The sequence below is a fragment of the Paenibacillus sp. J22P90 genome, assembly GCF_059692195.1.
In genome coordinates this window covers 36,851-57,182 of sequence record NZ_JCAUAY010000007.1, presented here as the reverse complement: position 1 = coordinate 57,182, position 20,332 = coordinate 36,851, and the positions used below count along the sequence as shown (strand labels likewise).

Below are 20,332 nucleotides of genomic sequence, written 5' to 3'. Positions count from 1 at the left end.
GTTGGATCATTTCGTCAATGCAGCAGCTGCAAGCTCAGCAACGACCTTAGCCGATAGAGGACCGCCGAACGTCCAAGTGTTTCCTGGTAATTTATACGTTTTGTTTTCTTTAACGAAAGCTAAGCCTTTCCAAACCGCGTTGTCTTTCAACTGTTTTTCAAACACATTATCGTTATCTTGAACGATATAGAAGAAATTAGCATTTTGTACAGCAGGCAATGCTTCTACGGATGCAGTAGCAAACCCATAAAGCTCAAATTTGCTGGATTTGTACACATTTTTCAAACCGATGCGTTGCATAATTTGAACGAGCATGGAGTTATCCGTGAATAAACGAAGATCTGCGTTGTTTTGGTTGCTAAAAGCTTGTGTTACAGCAAATTCAACACCATCTTTTTTAGCAGCAACAAGCTTAGCTTTTGTATCCGTATAAGTTTTAGCTAGATCAGCAAGTACTTTGTCAGCTTCTGCTGTTTTACCTAGAATGCCTGCGATTGTTTTAAAAGTTGTTTCCATTTCTTCATATTGATTTCCTTTTCCTTCAGCAGGATAGGAATTAAATACGATTGTTGGCGCAATTTTGGAAAGAGCTTCATAGTTTTTACTTGAACGAGTTGTGCTCGTAATGATCAAGTCTGGCTTCAAACCAGTGATCGTCTCCAAGTTAGGCTCTTGACGCGTACCAACATCCACAACAGAAGCATCAAGTGCTGGTTTTACATTAACCCAAGCCTCGTAACCTTTTCGATCCGCTTGACCTACTGGTTGAATCCCAAGAGCGAGAACATCCTCAGTATATGCCCATTCTAACGTAACGACACGTTTCGGAGTTCCTTTGATTTCCGTTGTACCCATGGCATGTGTAATGGATTTAGCGGCATTGGCTGTAGGAGCTGCTGAAGGTTGCGCAGATGCGGCTGGTGTAGATGAAGTCGAAGATGACGATGAGTTCGTAGTTCCGCAAGCAGCGGTGATGAAAAGTAATAGAAGTGATAGCGTAAAAGTAAGTGGTTTAATCAAGTTTCGCACAATAAATCCCCCTGAAAGTATGTAGTTAATTGCTTGTGGCATCGATGGCCAATTCGATACCGCTAGGAGAATGATAATCATTATCACTGATTATGTCAACAATAACTTCTTCATAGGAGTAATCTATTAAGCTTATAGTTATTATATCTTGGAACTATGACGCGATCCGTGTTAAAGTACGATATGAGGGTAAGACATTAGCAAACTAATGCGGATAATGACAAGAGGTGACTGGATATGAGTAAAAAGACAATGTTCGAGAAGATTTGGGATAATCACGTTATTAACCAGGAAGATGGCAAGCCTAGTGTTATTTATATTGATTTGCATCTAGTACATGAAGTAACTTCACCGCAAGCTTTCGAAGGACTTCGTATGTCCGGTCGTAAAGTTCGTCGTCCTGATTTAACTTTCGCAACGATGGATCACAACGTTCCTACGAAAGATCGCTTCAATATTACAGATCCAATTTCTAAACAACAAATCGACACACTTTCACAAAACTGCCGTGATTTCGGCGTTACACTTTTTGACTTAGACAGCCTTGATCAAGGTGTTGTTCACGTAATGGGTCCTGAGCTTGGTCTTACACACCCAGGCAAAACTATCGTATGCGGAGATAGCCATACTTCTACTCACGGTGCTTTCGGCGCACTTGCTTTCGGTATCGGTACAAGTGAAGTTGAGCACGTTATGGCAACACAAACGTTGCAACAATCCAGAGCGAAATCCCTGGAAGTTCGTATTACTGGCAGCTTGAAGCCAGGCGTAACGGCAAAAGACTTGATTCTTGGCGTTATTGCGAAATACGGAACTGATTTTGCAACTGGTTATGTTATTGAGTACACAGGCGAAGCGATCCGTGGTCTTTCCATGGAGGAGCGTATGACAGTTTGTAACATGTCCATTGAAGGTGGCGCAAGAGCAGGTCTAATTGCTCCAGATGCGACTACATTCAACTACCTGCGTGGTCGTGAATATGTACCACAAGGTGCTGATTTCGACGCAGCAGTTGCAGAATGGTCCAATCTTGTTACAGACGAAGGCGCAACTTATGACTGGGTATTGGAGTTCGATGCAGATACGTTGATCCCGCAAGTTACCTGGGGTACGAGCCCTGGTATGGGAACAAGCGTTACTTCCTTGGTTCCAGATCCACAAAGCTTCGAAACAGAGAATGAACGTAAAGCAGCTGAAAAAGCGCTTGAATATATGGATTTAACACCAGGAACGCCAATGACGGAGCTGAAAGTGGATTATGTCTTCATCGGTTCTTGTACAAATGGTCGTATCGAAGATCTTCGTGCAGCTGCTAAAATTGCTCAAGGTTATACGGTAGATCCAAGCGTAACAGCAATCGTTGTCCCAGGTTCAGGCCGTGTTAAAATTCAAGCAGAAAAAGAAGGTTTGGATAAAATCTTCTCCAATGCTGGATTCGAATGGCGCGATGCAGGCTGCAGTATGTGTTTGGCGATGAACCCAGACGTACTACAACCAGGACAACGTTGTGCATCCACATCCAACCGTAACTTCGAAGGTCGTCAAGGCCGCGGCGGACGTACGCACCTTGTATCACCTGCAATGGCAGTTGCTGCTGCGATCAAAGGTCACTTCTATGATGTACGTGATTGGGAAATTAAAGAATACCAACAAGCTTAATTAGCGCTGAATCAAGCAAATCTTACGAGGCTAGTTTTGCATCAGCAAAACTTTAAGGAGAATGAGAACATGGAAGCTTTTAAACAACATATAGGTCTAGTAGGTCCTGTTGACCGTGTAAACGTGGATACAGATGCAATTATCCCTAAGCAATTTCTAAAACGTATTGAGCGTTCAGGTTTCGGACAATTCCTTTTCTTCGAGTGGAGATGGGACGAAGCAGGCAACGTAATTGAAAATTTCCCATTGAACCAAGATCGTTATCAAGGAGCTTCCGTTCTGATTTCCAGAGCGAACTTCGGTTGCGGATCTTCCCGTGAGCACGCGCCTTGGGCGATTCAAGATTTCGGATTCCGCGTTATCATCGCGCCTTCCTACGCAGACATTTTCTACAACAACTGTTTCAAAAACAGCATTCTGCCAATTAAATTGTCAGAAGAGCAGGTTGAGGATCTGTTCCAACGTACTGCGAAGCACGAAGGGTACAAGCTGAATGTTGATCTTGAGAACAAAAAGCTAACGGATGAGTACGGGCTTGAAATCCAATTCGATTTGGATGAGCACCGTCGTCAATTCTTGCTGCAAGGCTTGGATGACATCGGTTTGACGCTTCAGCATGAAGCGAAAATCACAGCTTATGAGCAAGCTCACCAAAAACGTTTGGCTTACAAATAAGTTTGATTCAAAGGGCGTATCCCCATAATCGGGGATACGTCTTTTTTTGTATTCTTTTATCCATAAACTTGCAACTTTTGGCAGTTTGCTACGTCTAATAGTTTACTAGATTGTCGAAGGAAAGGAGGTTGCGCTGTCAGGATAAGGTTATTTTTGCTATAATATTATGAAAGCTGGTAGATTGATAGAGTTGGCTGAATGGCTGCGTAGTGACTTCCCCCAATTCCGACATTACATAGAGGTGAATGATGAAATTTCCTGCATTTTTTTTGTTATTGCTCGCTTGTCTGTTGCTGCTGCCAACCACGGCATTAGGAGCTGAGGCTCCAAAGCCGATAAAGCTTTTTATGAATGAGAAGCTGTTGGAAAATGTTGAGGTTCAACCGCGTATCATTAACGGGACTACGATAGTTCCTTTGCGTGTTATTGTGGAACAAATCGGTGCCATCGTGTCATGGGAGGAAGCTACCCGGAAAGTCACGATCAAGAAGGATAATATTAATATCCAACTTGTGATTGATACGACGACGGCACTCATTAATGGGAAGAAAGAAGTGCTGGACGTAGGTCCTAAGATTGAAAATGGTTCAACCATGCTGCCGCTGCGATTCATCGGAGAGGTTATGGGAATTGAGTTTAAATGGGATGGAGCCGCCAATTCCGTACATATGTTCAAAAAAGATGATTCGGACTCCAAACCAGTGACTGGACCGATCACGATTGTGGATCCCAACAACGGGAATACGTCTAACCCAGAGGTAAAGCCTCCTGGAACGAAGCCGTCAACAGGTACAGGAACAGGCACAACGACACCTGACCCTTCAGCAAATGTCATAACATCTATTGTACTTTCAGAAACGGAATTAACCGTCATGGCTAAGGATGGGACGTTAACTCCGAAGGTACTAACGTTAGCAAATCCTTCACGCCTTGTGTTTGATTTTCCGAATACGGTCTTGGATGAATCACTGCAGAAAATGCTGGTGAAAAATGCTGGTGAACTGCCTTCGAAGCAGCCGCTAGTTTCGAAAGTGCGCTTCTCAAATTTCAACGATAATCCAGCTACTGTTCGAATTATTTTGGATTTGAATGGTCCAACCGACTACCAGACGATAACTACAAAGCTGCCCAATCAATGGAAGGCTGCTATCGGTGAACGGAAGTTAACCGTCATCATCGATGCGGGTCACGGGGATAACGATCCAGGCGCACTTTCCATAACAGGCAGACATGAGAAGGATTTTACACTCGCAGTAGCGAAGAAGGTAGAGGCATTGTTAGCAAAAGATAAGCGAGTCAGCGTCAAGATGACGCGTTCTGACGATACTTTCATCCCGCTTGATGATCGTGTTTCATTTGCGAATGACATGTCAGCGGACCTCTTCTTATCGATCCATGGAAATAGCGCCAAAGCAACGGTGTCCGGTACGGAAACGTACTACAACAGGTCTGAAAGCTTAGCTTTTGCCAATGCGATTCATAAGTACGCTGTCCCAGCTACTGGATTTGCGGATCGTAAGGTTCGTGAGGCGGACTTCCGCGTAATCACCAAAACCACTATGCCTGCGGTATTGCTTGAAGTTGGTTATTTGTCCAATAAGAATGATGAATCCGCGATGTACAAAGAGGCATTCCAGGACAAATTAGCTGCTTCGCTTGTTGCTGCGATTAAGGAATATTTGACTCTTAATTAAGCAACGAGAATTTGAAGCGGAAAAAACTAGGCTAGCATGTCTAGACATAACGCTAAGGAGTGAAAAAGATGAACAAAACAAGTCGCCTAGTGCAAGGAGCGCTTCTTGTCAGTGCCATCACGTTGTCCGTAACGGCCTGTGGTCAGAAAACTCAACTAACAGGAGCTTCTACGACGGCACCGCAAGCTACAGCTACACCGATTGCAACAACGGTAACCCCAACGATAACGCCGAAGCCTACAACTGCGCCGCTAAAGCAAGTGCAGGTGAAAGCTTATTTTAGTGATCAAGATGAAATGAAGTTAGTTGAAAAAGTAGTTACGATCAGCGTGGAGAAAGATTCTGACGCTTACGAAGCTGCTTTGAAGGCTTTACAAAAAAGTGATGATCCCAAAGCGATTCCGTTATTCGAGGATTTAAAGTTCACCAGTGTGAAATTCGATGCGGTCAAAGGTGAAATGAAGCTTGATCTAGCATTTGGTCCTAAGACGCAGATGGGGGCACCTGGAGAAGAGTTGTTTGTACAAGCGTTAAAGAAAACAGTTTTCCAGTTCCCAGAAGTGAAAACCTTGTACGTCCTTAAAGACGGTAAGCAAGTAGATAGTTTAATGGGTCATTTGGAGCTTCCATACCCTATCAAACGACCTAACTAATAGCATTTGTAGAGGAGTTTAGAATCATTATGAAAAATATGAAATTGGCGAGTGCTATCGTAAGCTCTGTGCTCATCACTAGTCTAGCAGCTACGCCAGTCCTAGCAGCACCTGCAACTTCAACAACATCAACCACTTCTGCAAGCTCAAATGTCCGACTTTCGTTTGCGGATGTGAGCAACGATTATTGGGGGATACGTCACATTTCCAAACTAGCTTTGGAAGGGGTTATTGAAGGGGTAGCGGATGGAATTTACTCACCGGAAACTTCAGTTTCCCAACAAGATGTATTAATTATGGCTACAAGAATGATGGGTTTACAGTCGGATGTGGATAATTTCGCAGCCGAAACGGTTTTCCCTGATTTCATGTTAGTTGATAAATATGCACGTAACTATGTAGCTCTTGCGCTGCAAAAGGGCTTAATCTCAACTGAGCAAGAAAAATTGAGAAGCCAAGGCACCAAGATAGTGGGTAATTGGGGACAGCAAAAAGCTACAAGAGAATGGGTAGCGGAAGTTGTCATTCGCGCCATTGGCAAAGCATCGTTGGCAGAGAGCTTGTCGAAGAAGGCTTCTGAATTTACGGATAACTCGAAGATCAGCAGTAGTGCGCTTGGATTCGTAAATGCAGCAGTTGCTTTGAAAGTTGTAAATGGGTTCGAGGATGGTTCATTCCAGCCGAAAGGCGTTGTAACGCGTGCTCAAATGGCAGCGTTCCTCAGTCGTTCTCAAAAGGATTCAATCTCTTTGCCTGAGCGTGCGAAGAAGGGCTATTTGACTAGCTTAACAAGCGGCAGCATCGGCATTATGGATAAGGATGGCAATACGAGTACATACAAAATATCACAAACATCACCATCTACAGTTTTCTATGGCAACGTGGATGATACCGCAATTTCGTCGAAAGAACTACAAGAAACGTATGAGGTCTCGCTCGTTCAAGTGAACGGCACCGCCTATTACGTTGAAATCCTAAGTAATGAGCTTCATATGGATGTTCATGAGGGACAGTTGTTAAAGCTTAATATGACAACGATGAAAGCGACCTTAGACGATTTTGAAAGCTATGATTTAGCCTCAGATGTTACAGTGACAGATATGGACGGACGAGGCCTAAGCTTAGGTGAGATCGTTCCAGGCAGCACAATCCAAATTCGGAAAAGTCAGCTCGTGGACAGTGACAAATATACGTCGATCGTCGTTAAACAAATCCCTGTGAACAAAACAGCGATCGGTGATATTCAAACGCTGCATAAAGATGCGATGCAAATGACGATTCTTGATCCTACTTCAGGGGAGCCAGAGACATTCGGTTTCTCGAGCAATGTAATTGCTACACTTGCTGATAACACGTTGATCAACATCGACGCCATTCATGTTGGCGATACTGTTGAATATACCGTGAAAAATAGTGAAATTGTCAAAATTATCGTTAAAAAGCAAGCGGATGTTGGCACGAGTGTGGAAGGAACGTTCAAACAATTTACGGACGATCAATCCACGATTTTGATTAATAAATCTTCTGGTAAGACGGTAGACGCGTTTGAATTAAGTAATAACACACGTGTTGTAATAAATGGATTGGCCAATGCAAGTATTTATGATCTGGCTGCTGGGGATCAGTTGAAGCTGGATGTATTGAATAATAAAGTTACAACGATTACAGTAACGAATCGCTCGATTGAAAATATTTATTTTGCCAAAATTATTGATTACAAGGACTCATCTAAAATTTTAACGGTAACAGACAATGCTGGGAAACCGCATGCTTATATTTTGAATGATGGCGTATCTATCATGTATGGTGGTACGAAGCTGCCATTCTCCAATTTTGTAAACCTATTCCCTGCTGGCAAATATGTTGATCTACTCGTTTCCAATGACACGGTCAAACAAATTCAAATGTCCTCGCAGCTCGACGGTGTCCTAACACAATTGAACTTACTGACGAGTGATGTGACGTTGAAAACGGATAGCGGACAAAGCTTGACGTTTAAGCTGAATTCCACGCCAATTGTTGAAATTGCCAATAGAGCGAACAGTACGCTTGCTGATTTGAAGCTAGGAAACAGCGTGAGTCTGATCCTAAGCTTTGATCAAAGTAATGTGACCAAAATTGTCACAAGTAAAACGGAAGTGTTTAAAACACTTTTAATAAACAACAATTTAAAGCAAGTGACCGTGCTGGACGGAGCGAATGCCACCTTTACCATCCCTTTAGATGGAGTTCCTATTGTCAAAGCTGATGGAAGCACTGGATCGTTTGCTGACCTCACAATTGATGACTATGTAAAATTGAGCTTCAAAGGGCTTACAATTACGAAAGTTGAGCTCGTAACACCGATTCGTGGGAAAGTAACTGCTGTGAATGCGGCAGGCACAAGCTTGACGGTTCAAGATTTTACAGGAAAAAGTCAAGTTATTAATGCAGGCAGCAATTATAGTGTAAAACTCAACGGCGGTGTGGACTGGAGCTTCTCCTCAATTAAAATTGGAGATCGTGTCCAATTGATGAAGGATGTCAATGATAAGTTGCTTATCCAAGTGGCTGTAGCTTCGAAACGTGAATTTGACCAATACAGTACATCATTGAACCAAATATATGTAAAAGCTGCTGGTGCAGGCGATCAGACTTCGTATAATCTGTTCCCAAGAGCTTACTTGCATACCGGTTCGACCATTGTATTGCCATCGTCTTACGTTGCTGGCGACCAACTGACATTGTTTGTCCTCGACAATAAAATTGTTGAGATTGAAAAGTAATATTTTGAACAAAAGATAACGGAAATCCGTCTGTATGTGAGAAGCCATCTTTCTCAAACAGGCGGTTTTTCATTAATTTCAAAAAAAAATGTTTATTTTTTAGAAAATGTTCGCATTTTGACGCTTTCAAGGATTGATTCTGCCCTGACAATTCGCTAAACTGGAGAATATTACGACCCTAAGGAAGATCAGCTATGACACAGAAGGCAGTAAGACATATTCTGGATACCATCGGTGAACTATATCCGGATGCACATTGCGAGTTGAACCACAGTAATCCATTTGAATTAACGATTGCTGTATTGCTATCAGCCCAATGTACGGATGAAACCGTGAATAAGGTTACCAAAGACTTGTTCGAGAAGTACAAACGACCTGAAGACTATTTGGCAGTTCCTTTATCGGAGCTGGAGCAGGATATTCGGCGGATTGGACTATTTCGCAACAAGGCAAGTCATATTCATAAGCTGTGTCAGTTGCTACTGGACAAGTTCGGTGGTGAAATTCCTGAGAAGCATGAGCAATTAGTTGAATTGCCAGGCGTTGGACGTAAGACGGCAAATGTGGTCGTTTCGAACGCATTCGGCGTACCGGCTATTGCGGTAGACACCCATGTGGAACGAGTCTCCAAGCGTTTAGGTCTTGCCCTCTTGGATGATTCCGTTCTTGAAGTTGAAAAGAAGCTTATGAAGAAAATACCTCGAGACGAATGGACGCAAACACACCATCGATTAATATTTTTTGGTCGATACCACTGTAAGGCACAGAACCCCAGTTGCGAGATATGTCCGTTATTGGACAACTGTCGCGAGGGGAAGAAACGTATGAAACCAAAGCCGACTAGGAAAACTATTACAAACAAATGAAATGCAGACAAAGGATGGGATTGAAATGAAATGCATCGCCGTATATACCAATAGCTTCGAATTGTTCTCCGATATTTATGAGCAAGTGATCAATACACCACTAGCAGATAATGAGGAAAAAGTCATTGAAGGTGTAACTGTCAGTGAATCCGGTGAGGTTCCTCAGAATTACATAGACAAAATGAAAACAAAATCCGAGGTTGTCGTGATGAAAGTGAAGGATTCGGATATTACGATTCTTCAGCATCGTGACGTTTTTGAAATTTTCCTTCCGGAAAAAGAGAAAATTGCCCTCACGTAAGTCCAGAATCTCCCTTTGGGAGATTTTTTTTCTGTAGAGATGAGATGCATACCTAAGAATAATTCATAGAGGAGCGGAATGAACGAATGACGCAATTGGTAGCTAGAAGCATCACGGTCATGCCGGATGCGCTTAAGAAGATGCAACAGGTGCTTGTGCAGGCTGGGGATCATGATAATGCCACGAAAATGGGGCAATTGTTGGAGAAGCTGGATAGTGGACGCATGAATATTGCGTTCTGCGGGCATTTCTCCGCTGGTAAATCGACGCTCATTAATCAGCTTTGCGGGCATGCCCTGCTGCCATCCAGTCCGATTCCGACGAGTGCGAATATTGTTAGCATTCGAAATGGAGAACAGGGCGCTCATGTGACACATCGTCATCAAGAGGGGAAGACGACGATTCCACTGAGTGAGCTGGAAGCGTATTGTGTGAATGGAACCGATATCGAAACGGTTGAAATAACGTATCCGATTCCATTTCTAGGCGAGGACACGGCCTTGCTGGATACGCCGGGGATTGATTCTACGGATGATGCTCATCATCAATCCACGGAATCGGCGTTGCATTTAGCTGATGTGGTGTTCTACGTCATGGACTATAACCATGTGCAGTCCGAAGTGAATCTGGCGTTTACGAAGAAAATGAAGGAGTGGGGGAAACCGCTCTATTTGGTTGTCAATATGATTGATAAACATAAGGAATGGGAGCTTCCCTTCGAGCAGTACCAATCAGGAACGAAACAAGCTTTCTTGAATTGGGGCATCGAGCCGGACGGTTTGCTGTACGTTACGATGAAGGAGCCTGCTCACCCGCATAATGAGTATGCCAAGCTGCAGTGGCTTTTGAGCCGTCTTATTGAGCATGGAGATATATTGCGGAGCTATAGCATTGATGCTTCTGCACGTTATTTGGCGGCAGAGCATGGCAAATGGCTGGCCGAGCAGCATGAATCGCAAAAAGCGGACTTGCTGGAAACGATTAGTCAGGAAGGCGACGCCCTTGATGTTCAAGCATTGGCGAATGCCAAGCAAGCTGAGCTCACAGCATTGAAAAATTTGCCTGAGCAATTAATTACTGAGCTTCGTAAAGATGTCGGAGCGATCATTGAAAATGCGAATATTACGCCTTCCTTGACGCGGGATTATGCGAACTCCTATTTGGAGAGCCGTAAGCCTGGGTTTAAGGTAGGATTTTTCTCAAGCGCGGCAAAGACCGCTGCGGAGCAAGAGAAACGGCTGATTGCCTTTCAGGCGGATTTGGCAGAGCAAGTTGAAGCGCAGCTGGATTGGCACTTGCGTGATGCGTTGAAGAAAGCTGCGAACGAACAGGGCCAGCATGACGCTGCGCTGATCGCACAAATTGAAGCGCTAAGGGTTGAAGTTACTGGGGCCTTAATCGCGTCTCAGGTGAATACTGGGGCAACGTTTAACGGCGAGTACACGCTGAACTACATGAAGCAGCTCGCTGGCGAGCTGCGGTTGCAGTACCGCAAACTGGCGTTTGCGGTCATTGACATCATCGCGGCTTCTGTCCGCGATAGCTCAACTCCAGCCGCCGCTGCGCTAGCGGCTGAGCTGGAAGCCCTAAGCGGCCGGCTTAGCGCCAGCCGCGAGCTCGCCCGCCTCGAGGAAGCCGAGGCGGCGGCAGAGACCCAGCTGCTGCGCATGGCCAGCTGGGAAAGACCGTCTGCGCCGGCGCTGCCGGATGCGCAGCTCTACACGGCCATGGAGGAGCAGGCAGCAGCCCCGCTGAGCGGGGCTAACCTGCACGTGACCTCCATGGGCACGATCCTGCAGGCCGCCGCGACAGCGTCGGCGGCTGCGGGCCTGACAGCAGCACCTGCGGAGGCAGCTGCTGCTCCAACAGTGCCGACCGCGTTCACCACAGGTGAACACGGCAGGCGCATGGAGCGCAAGGCCGCCGATTTGCAGGCGGCCTCCAGTCTCATCGACGGGCTGCCGTCGATGAGGTCGCTCGCGCGCTCCATGCGCGAGAAAGCGGAACGTCTGCGGCAGCGGACGTTCACGATTGCGCTGTTTGGCGCGTTCAGCGCCGGCAAGTCTTCGTTCGCCAACGCGTTGATTGGCGAACGGGTGTTGCCGGTGTCGCCGAACCCGACGACGGCGGCGATCAACAAGATCATGCCGCCGACGGAAGGCTGGCCGCACGGCACTGCGAAGGTCAAGATGAAGAAGGCCGACGCCATTTTGGAGGATGTGCTCTACTCGCTGCAAATCCTAGGCGTTGAAGCTGCTGATATGACATCCGCACTGAAGAGGATCGGTCAGCTATCACCTGCAGATGTAACAGCGAAAGGGAAACCGCATTTCTCCTTCCTGAAAGCCGTTGAAAAAGGTTGGGAAGCAGCCTCGGATAATTTGGGAACAGAGCTCCGAATTACAAAGGATGAATTCTCAGGTTATGTAGCGGAAGAACACAAGTCCTGCTTTGTTGAATTTATTGAATTGTATTATTCGAATCCTTTGACGGATCAAGGGATCATTTTCGTAGATACGCCAGGGGCCGACTCCATTAATGCCCGTCATACAGGTGTTGCTTTTAACTATATTAAAAATGCAGATGCCATTCTTTTCGTCACTTACTACAACCATGCTTTCTCTCAGGCAGATCGTGAGTTTCTGCTTCAGCTAGGCCGCGTTAAGGACAGCTTTGAAATGGATAAAATGTTTTTCATCGTCAATGCGGCAGATTTGGCGGCTAGCCAAGAGGAACTGGCAGGCGTCGTTCAGCATGTGGAAACGAATTTAGTGCAGCATGGCATTCGTCATCCGCGCATTTATCCGATTTCCAGTTATTTAGCGGCAGAAGGTAAAATTAATGGCAACGAAAGCCTCATCACACAATCCGGCATACGGCCGTTTGAGCAGCAGTTTGTTCAGTTCACCTTGAACGAGCTCAGTGATGTGGCGATCCATTCGGCTAATTTGGAGCTGCATCGGGCAATTGGGACCATGCAGAAATGGTTAGAGCGGGCGCAATCCGGAGAGGAAGAGCGCAGGCTGCAGTTGATCATGCTAGATGAGTCGGAGCAGCAGGGCTTAGATCTGCTTGATGATACACGGTATGATGCTGAGCTGAAGGAATTGAAAAAAGAAATCCAAGAGCTAATGTATTACGTCAAACAACGTACGATGTATCGGTTTGGTGAGCTGTATAATTTTGCTTTCAATCCTTCCACATTCCGCGATGAAGCCAAGGATCCGAAAGCAGCACTCCAATTTGCTTGGAATGAGCTGCTGCGCATGATTGGGCATGATCTATCACAGGAAGTTCTTGCAACTACACTTCGCGTTGAGAATCGAATGAACCTCATCAGCACCAAACGGATGAATCGCTGGGGTGAAGAGCTGAGCGTGCTCCTTGAGGGCTTTGAGAAGGCTTCTTACGAGTCCAATACGTTTGTGACGCCTGAGGTGACGACGAAGCTGGAAGCGTCGGAAGTGAGCTTAAAGCTGCTTCAGAGTTATTTCAAGAATGCGAAGCAATTTTTCGAAGGTGATGGGAAGAGCAAGCTGAGAGCTGAATTGGAAAATCGGATCAATGCGCCTGTCGTTGCGTTTATTGAGGCGCAGACGGTGGAGCTTGAACAAGCGTATGGTATTCAATTGGATAATTGGCTAGCTGCTCAAAAAACAATCATGGAGCAACAGGTTAAAGAGCACGCAGAAGGGCTTCGCGATGCACTTCAAATGAAGATTGATTTAGATGAACTCATATCGAAACAGCATCAGTTGAAGGCATTTGTATAGCCATTTTTTAAAAGGGGGACTAGGTTCTTTGGAACTTAGTTGCCCCTTTTTTTGGATTGCTCATGTAAAGGCTTTCATTGGTGGTTATCCCGATGATTTAAAAGAATAGGGGGGATTACTACACGATTTTGTGAATTTATGCCTATTTAAGCGTTTAAATCCGAGTATCCTCGAATTGCTCACATATAGTGATGGTGTTAAGATTCATAAAGTGTTCACACATTATAAGCGTTTCAAATCTATCCTTTTAAGGAGGGCCCAAAGTGGATGTATTCAGGCAACTGAAGCCATATTTTTGGCCAGAGAAAAAACTGTTATTTGGAGCAATTGCATGTCTTGCAATCGCTACCGCGCTCGGCTTGGTGTACCCCAATTTGCTTCGGTATTTGATTGACAATGTTATTACTAAGAAGCAATTTGACCTCGTGCCGCGACTGGCACTCATCGTTGTTCTTGTGGTTTCTACGAAGGGGATGTTCCAGTTTTTGCATGGTTTGTGCGGGGGTCGCTTAGGAAACCGTGTTGCCTTTCACTTGCGAAATGCGCTTTACAAAAAACTGCAGTATTTGTCGTTCCAGTACTACGATCAAGCAAGAACTGGTGACTTGATGTCCAGGTTGACAGCTGATTTGGAAGCGATTCGACAATTTATCGGCTTTGGTTTTGCTCAACTCTTGAATGTCATGTTAATGCTCGTTTTTGGAATGGGCATGATGTTCTCCATCAACTGGAAGCTAGCTTTACTTACGATGATTACGATGCCATTCTTAGCTTTTACTGCCGTTCGTTTTGAGGGTAAAATTCACCCGGCTTTCCGGATGGTGCGCCAATCCCTTAGTACGATGACGACGGCTGTACAAGAAAATATTACAGGTGTTCGGACAGTTAAATCTTTTGCCCGCGAACCGCATGAAGTTTCCAAGTTTGCGGCACGCAATGAAGACTACAAGTCGATGAATATTGGCTCGTCAGGGATTTGGGCGAAGTATTTTCCAATCATGGAAATTCTAGCGAACTTGTGTGTCGTTATTTTACTCGGAGCTGGCGGTTACATGGTCATTAACGAGACGATTACACTAGGTGAATTGGTAGCATGCTTCAGTCTCATTTGGTACATAATCGGGCCGATGTGGGGATTAGGCTTTCACATTAATAACTTTACACAAACGAAAGCATCTGGCGAAAAAATTCTCGATGTTCTCCATCACTACATGCATGTCAAAGACAGCGAAAACGCTGCAGCATTGACGAAAGTTGAGGGGCATGTACGTTTTGATAACGTGACTTTCGCTTATCCAGAGAAACAACCGGCCTTGTATGATTTTACATTAGATGCGCCTCCAGGATCCGTTATTGGACTTCTAGGAAGCACTGGTTCAGGAAAAACGACCGTCATTTCACTGCTCATGAGAGCTTATAACGTGAAAGAAGGCAAGGTTATGCTGGACGGTAAGGACATTCGCTCCTTGCAGCTTGAAAGCTACCGCAGCCAAATTTCAACCGTTTTCCAAGAAACATTCTTATTTTCCTCCACCATTCGCAACAATATTGCTTATGGCCGCAAGGATGTAACGATGGAAGAAATTATTCGAGCTGCTAAGCTTGCAAAAGCACACGATTTCATTTCTGAGCTTCCAGAGGGCTATGATACGTTAGTTGGTGAGCGTGGCCTTGGACTTTCCGGCGGTCAAAAGCAGCGGATTGCCATCGCAAGAGCTCTGATTAAAGATCCGAAGATTCTTGTCTTAGACGATGCTACAAGTGCTGTTGATATGGAAACCGAGCATGAGATTCAAGCTGGTTTTGGCGAAGTTATGGCGGGGCGCACGACGTTCATCATCGCACATCGCATCTCCTCTTTGAAGCATGCCGATGAAATTATTGTGCTTGATAAAGGGCGGGTTATTCAAAGAGGCACGCATCAAGAGCTTTTACAGCAAGATGGGCTTTACCGTCAAACGTATGATATTCAATATTCAGATGGACCGCAAAACCAAACTGCGAAGGACGAAGCAGCGGTTGCCCGTGAAGAAGGTACATCTGTAGACTCAGTAGATAAACCAATAACCAATGCCTCTACGCAAGAAAGAAGGTTGGCACATTGAGTACTTCATCGAAGCAAGCTGAGACGGCTTCACCCAATCCAGATTCTCAGACAGGTCATCGCTTCGTTTATCAAGATGATGAGCTGATCGAAAAGCCTTTTGACTGGGGCCAATTAAAGCGCTTGTTTGGTTATATGAAGCCTTATCGCAAACAATTGCTGCCGATTATCATTATCATGATGCTGCTTGGCGCCATAACGAAACTGACCGTTCCGCTGCTCATTCGCGAAGCGATTGATCATGCCATTATCCCTAAAGATAAGAGTCTGCTCCTGCTTATTGTTGGTATTATGCTCGGCGTGTACCTCATTCAATGGCTGGCGAATACATTCCGTATTAAATATACGAACATGATCGGGCAGCGTGTGATTTATGATCTTCGTCATGACCTTTTTAGTCATATTCAAAAGCTTTCATTTCGATTCTTTGACACAAGACCCGCTGGATCCGTGCTTGTTCGTGTAACGAACTACGTAAACTCTCTGCAAGATTTGTTTACGAACGGTGTCGTTAACTTGTTGATCGATGTGGTGCAATTGATCGGTATTATCATTATTTTGCTCTCATTTAATTTTAAATTAGGCGCTTCGATCATCGTAACGGTTCCGATTATGTTTGTCATATCGACGAAGCTGCGGACCAAAATCCGCCGATCATGGCAAGACGTAACGATGAAGCAATCTCGCTTGAATGCCCATCTGAATGAGTGTATTCAAGGGATTCGTGTCACACAAGCGTACACACAGGAGAAAGAGAATATTAATTTCTTCTACAAAATGAATATGACCAATCGTCTATCATGGAACCGCGCTTCCATGCTGAATCAATCGTTCGGACCTCTGATCGAGATTACGGGTGCGATTGGCTATTGTATTCTCTTCTGGTTAGGTGCGCATTTGATTCAAACCGAAGAAATCACTGTTGGTTTACTCGTTGCCTTTGCGACGTACATCGGGTATTTCTGGGAACCCATTACACGATTAGGGCAAATGTATTCGCAGCTTTTGATTGCGATGGCTTCCGCGGAACGGATCTTTGAATTTATCGATGAGAAACCAACTGTAGCTGAAATCGAGGGCGCGAAGGATTTACCTTCTGTACAAGGAAATGTAAAATTCAAGGATCTCGTATTTGAATATGAGCCGGGACGTCCAGCGTTGAATGGTATCAATTTGGATGTGACAGCAGGTCAATCGATCGCTTTAGTTGGTCATACCGGATCAGGGAAAAGTACGATCATGAACTTGCTTTGTCGCTTCTATGACCCGACAGAGGGTCGTGTTGAGATTGATGGTCAGGACATTAAGGATGTAACCATCCATAGTCTCCGATCCCAGATTGGTGTCGTCCTACAGGACACATTTATTTTCTCGGGTACAATTCGCGACAACATTCGCTTTGGGCGCTTAGATGCCACAGATGATGAGATTGAGCACGTTGCGAAGGCTGTTCATGCACATGAATTTATCTCACTGCTGCCAAATGGCTACGATACCGAGGTGCAAGAGCGTGGTAACGTTCTGTCGATGGGGCAGCGCCAATTGATTTCCTTCGCCAGAGCATTGCTCGCCAATCCGCGTGTTCTCATTCTTGACGAAGCGACAGCAAGTATTGACACCGATACGGAGCTGAAAATTCAAGAGGCACTCAAGATACTCCTTGCAGGTCGTACGTCCTTTATCGTGGCGCATCGTCTTTCAACGATACGTAATGCTGACAAAATCGTCGTGCTTGACCATGGACGTATGATGGAAATCGGCAATCATGATGAACTCATGAAGGAACAAAAGATCTATTACGGCTTGATCCAAGCCCAATATAAATTTTTACAGGATGCCGGATAGACTTATGACGACTAGAAAGCTGCTTAGCCACGTGATTGTGGTTGGGCAGCTTTTTGTTTTGCCCATATTCACAATGTTTGCAAAATTTGACGAGAAGCTATACTCTTAAATTGGAAATATGCCAAAGATTCGCAGGAGGGGACAGCATTGAAATCATCTCGCTTTATCTGGGGTGCTATTGGACTAACCGCATCCATTTCTACCATTGTGTTCGCTGTTGGCTTTGCGTACGCGGCGAATCAAATATGGTTTCCTAAAGCTTCTGGAGATTTGCAACTCGCCACTCCAGCACCTACGAAGCCATCGGTTATTGAAAGCAGCAGCAAGCTGCAAATCGTAGCTTTAGGGGATTCACTCACAGCGGGAACCGGCGACAATACGGGCAAAGGTTACGTGGGACGTGTCCGCGAGAAGCTGGAAAAGCAAACCGGCAAGCCTGTTTTTCTTCTGAATAATCTCGCAATTCCTGGCTACAAAAGCGACCAGCTTCTGGCTGATTTAGCGTTGAAAAAGACGCAAGATGCGCTTGCGCAAGCAGATATCATTTTGCTTACCATTGGTGGAAATGATATTTTTGCGGGAGGGGAAGGGCTTTTTACAGGAGCTAATCAAACGGAATTTAATCCTGAAGCAGCAGAAAAGCGGGTAGATCCTGCGCTGGCCAAAATGGAGAAAATTACGGCAGCCATCAACAAAGTGAACCCGAAAGCGACGCTATTATATATCGGCTTATATCACCCTTTTCTTGATCTTGACCCAACAAGAGAGGGCTCTCTGACCGTGCAGCGCTGGAATAACGGCGTGTTTAAGCTAACGAATCAATATCCTCAAATGGTCATTGTTCCAACATACGACTTATTCGAGCAAAATTTGATCAAATATTTATCTTCTGCCGATCATTTTCATCCGAATGGAGACGGATATGAACGTATTGCGGACCGAATTGTCCAAATTTTAAAATAGGAGGGCATGACATGGCTATAGCAGCTTCGCCTGAGATCGTTTTATCCGTAAATAATCTGAAAAAAAGCATAAAAAACAAAGAAATCATCAAAGGCATTTCTTTCGATGTGTATGCTGGTGAAATCTTTGGCTTCCTTGGACCCAATGGCTCAGGCAAAACTACGACAATTCGTATGCTCGTTGACTTAATTCGGCCTACCGAAGGGACCATTCACATTTGTGGATTTGATGTACATAAGGATCATGATGAAGCGATGAGCAAAGTGGGTTGTATCGTTGAAAACCCCGAGCTGTATTCCTACTTAACAGGCTGGGAAAATCTTGAGCATTTTGCCCGAATGCTGCCGAATGTAGATGAGAAACGAATTCAAGAAGTCGTGGACATTGTGGCCATGGACGCGCGGATTCATGATAAAGTACGCACATATTCACTAGGGATGCGTCAACGCTTAGGAATCGCACAAGCGTTATTGGGGCGACCAAGTCTTTTGATTTTGGACGAGCCGACGAATGGACTTGACCCGCAAGGGATTAAAGAAATGAGGGAGTTTATTCAACGATTAGCGGCGGATGGACTTAGCTTATTCGTTTCCAGCCACTTACTTAGCGAGCTTCAGCAAATGTGTCATCGTGTTGCGATTATTAGTCATGGTAAAGTGATTCAGGTTGGAGCTGTTGATGAACTCATTGCGCAAGGCGGTAGAGTAGTTTGGACAGTTTCACCTAGTGCAGAAGCGGAACGCATTCTCCAATCCTCAGAGTTGGTGTCCTCAGCGCTCGAAGTGGATTCGGACAGCTTAGCTAGCTTACCACCTGAGGTCAAGCAGATTTCAACGCTAATGGATCAAGCAGATATTCCAAAATTAAGTCAACTCCTCATTGCAAACGGGATTAGCTTGTACGCCGTAGAAATCAAAAATCCAACACTCGAAGATTTGTTCTTGCGTCTGACAGAAGGGGAAAGAATCGAGTAAGAGAAGGTGAATGAATTGACAGGTTTATATGCTTTAGTTAAAAATGAAATGATCAAAATGATTAAGAAAAAGCGATTTTACGTCATTCTACTTATTCTACTTGCTTTAATTCCCATGTTCACTTATGCTCAAATGCGAGTTGCTCAACATACACAGAAGCAATTTGGCACATCGGATTGGAAGGCTGACCAGCGGCAAAAGGTGACCGATTGGGAAAAACGGCTCAGCTCAGCTAGAACACCTGATGAGTGGAAGCAGCAGCTGCGCGTTCAAATTCAAATTGCCAACTATTATCTGGATCAAGATGTGAATCCAAGCTCGCCGAATGCGGTTACATTTACACGAGAATTTGTGAAGAATGCGGTTGGTTTATTTATTCCTTTGATCATCATGGTCATTTCGGCAGATATCGTATCATCTGAGCATTCTACGGGGACTATTAAATTATTGTTGACAAGACCGGTCCGGCGTTGGAAAATCCTATTGAGTAAATTAATCACCGTTATCTTCTTTACTTCGCTGACTGTTTTGGCCACAGGATTGCTTTGTTACTTGATTTCAGGCATTGTTTTCGGCTATAACGGTTGGAATTTGCCGATATTCACAGGTATCCAGTTGTCAGGCGCAGATGTCGATTTTAGTCGAGTGCGTGCTGTGGACCAATGGTTCTTCCTTTTGATGGAGTTCGGCTTAGTATGGTTTACAGCTATCGTAGTGGCGATCATGTCGCTCATGCTTTCTGTACTAATTCGTTCAACCGCAGCAGGTATGGGGGTCATGCTTGCCGTATTAATATCAGGGACCATTCTTTCGAACATGGTTTCCTCGTGGGAAACGGCTAAATATTTGTTTATGGTCAATCTGGACCTGACCAAGTATTTGACTGGAGGCATCCCGCCTATTCAAGGTATGGATTTAACGTTTTCATTGAGTGTGTTAAGCGTTTGGACGCTATTGGCGCTAATCGTATCGTTTACGGTATTTTCGCGCAAAGATATTCTTAATTAGTTAGTAAAGTGAAAAAGGAGGGC

At 44.9% G+C, this 20,332-nt stretch carries 14 protein-coding genes; 13 read left to right on the top strand and 1 reads right to left on the bottom strand.

The annotated features are described in order from the left end of the window. Positions 1–6: 6 nt before the first annotated feature. Positions 7–1,110 carry an ABC transporter substrate-binding protein gene (locus tag AC58UX_RS22090; RefSeq protein ID WP_497256695.1) on the bottom strand — a complete coding sequence of 368 codons (1,104 nt, stop codon included), beginning with the start codon at positions 1,108–1,110 and terminating at the stop codon, positions 7–9. Positions 1,111–1,266: 156 nt separating this feature from the next. Here AC58UX_RS22090 and leuC point away from each other — a divergent pair, with 156 nt between their 5' ends. From leuC to AC58UX_RS22025, 13 genes are all read left to right on the top strand, one after another. Next, complete coding sequence (gene leuC / locus AC58UX_RS22085; RefSeq protein ID WP_497256693.1) at positions 1,267–2,688, top strand: 3-isopropylmalate dehydratase large subunit; 1,422 nt, start codon at positions 1,267–1,269, stop codon at positions 2,686–2,688. Positions 2,689–2,757: 69 nt separating this feature from the next. After that, positions 2,758–3,363 carry a 3-isopropylmalate dehydratase small subunit gene (gene leuD, locus AC58UX_RS22080; protein ID WP_497256691.1) on the top strand — a complete coding sequence of 202 codons (606 nt, stop codon included), beginning with the start codon at positions 2,758–2,760 and terminating at the stop codon, positions 3,361–3,363. Positions 3,364–3,632: 269 nt separating this feature from the next. After that, positions 3,633–5,057, top strand: a complete 1,425-nt coding sequence (locus AC58UX_RS22075) for an N-acetylmuramoyl-L-alanine amidase family protein (protein ID WP_497256689.1) — start codon at positions 3,633–3,635, stop codon at positions 5,055–5,057. A 68-nt stretch (positions 5,058–5,125) separates the two neighbouring features. Further along, positions 5,126–5,710 (top strand): GerMN domain-containing protein, encoded by a 585-nt coding sequence (locus AC58UX_RS22070; RefSeq protein WP_497256687.1) that lies wholly within the window; start codon positions 5,126–5,128, stop codon positions 5,708–5,710. Positions 5,711–5,739: 29 nt separating this feature from the next. Continuing rightward, positions 5,740–8,475, top strand: coding sequence for an S-layer homology domain-containing protein (locus tag AC58UX_RS22065; protein WP_497256685.1), 2,736 nt, complete (start codon positions 5,740–5,742; stop codon positions 8,473–8,475). A 194-nt stretch (positions 8,476–8,669) separates the two neighbouring features. After that, positions 8,670–9,341 (top strand): endonuclease III, encoded by a 672-nt coding sequence (nth, locus tag AC58UX_RS22060; RefSeq protein ID WP_497256683.1) that lies wholly within the window; start codon positions 8,670–8,672, stop codon positions 9,339–9,341. A 25-nt stretch (positions 9,342–9,366) separates the two neighbouring features. Beyond that, positions 9,367–9,642 carry a hypothetical protein gene (locus tag AC58UX_RS22055; protein WP_028554377.1) on the top strand — a complete coding sequence of 92 codons (276 nt, stop codon included), beginning with the start codon at positions 9,367–9,369 and terminating at the stop codon, positions 9,640–9,642. A gap of 86 nt (positions 9,643–9,728) precedes the next feature. Then, positions 9,729–13,415, top strand: coding sequence for a dynamin family protein (locus tag AC58UX_RS22050; RefSeq protein ID WP_497256681.1), 3,687 nt, complete (start codon positions 9,729–9,731; stop codon positions 13,413–13,415). Positions 13,416–13,678: 263 nt separating this feature from the next. After that, positions 13,679–15,520 (top strand): ABC transporter ATP-binding protein, encoded by a 1,842-nt coding sequence (locus AC58UX_RS22045; protein ID WP_497256679.1) that lies wholly within the window; start codon positions 13,679–13,681, stop codon positions 15,518–15,520. Beyond that, positions 15,517–17,364 (top strand): ABC transporter ATP-binding protein, encoded by a 1,848-nt coding sequence (locus AC58UX_RS22040; RefSeq protein ID WP_497256677.1) that lies wholly within the window; start codon positions 15,517–15,519, stop codon positions 17,362–17,364. Before AC58UX_RS22045 ends, AC58UX_RS22040 begins: the two co-directional genes overlap by 4 nt. Before the next feature lie 147 nt (positions 17,365–17,511). Continuing rightward, entirely contained in the window at positions 17,512–18,327 is an 816-nt protein-coding gene (locus AC58UX_RS22035; protein ID WP_497256675.1) for a GDSL-type esterase/lipase family protein, read from the top strand. Between the two features lie 11 nt (positions 18,328–18,338). Further along, positions 18,339–19,301: an ABC transporter ATP-binding protein gene (locus tag AC58UX_RS22030; RefSeq protein ID WP_497256673.1), complete on the top strand. Its 963-nt coding sequence runs from the start codon at positions 18,339–18,341 to the stop codon at positions 19,299–19,301. 15 nt (positions 19,302–19,316) lie between these two features. Further along, positions 19,317–20,309, top strand: coding sequence for a DUF2705 family protein (locus tag AC58UX_RS22025; RefSeq protein WP_497257250.1), 993 nt, complete (start codon positions 19,317–19,319; stop codon positions 20,307–20,309). Positions 20,310–20,332 lie beyond the last annotated feature (23 nt).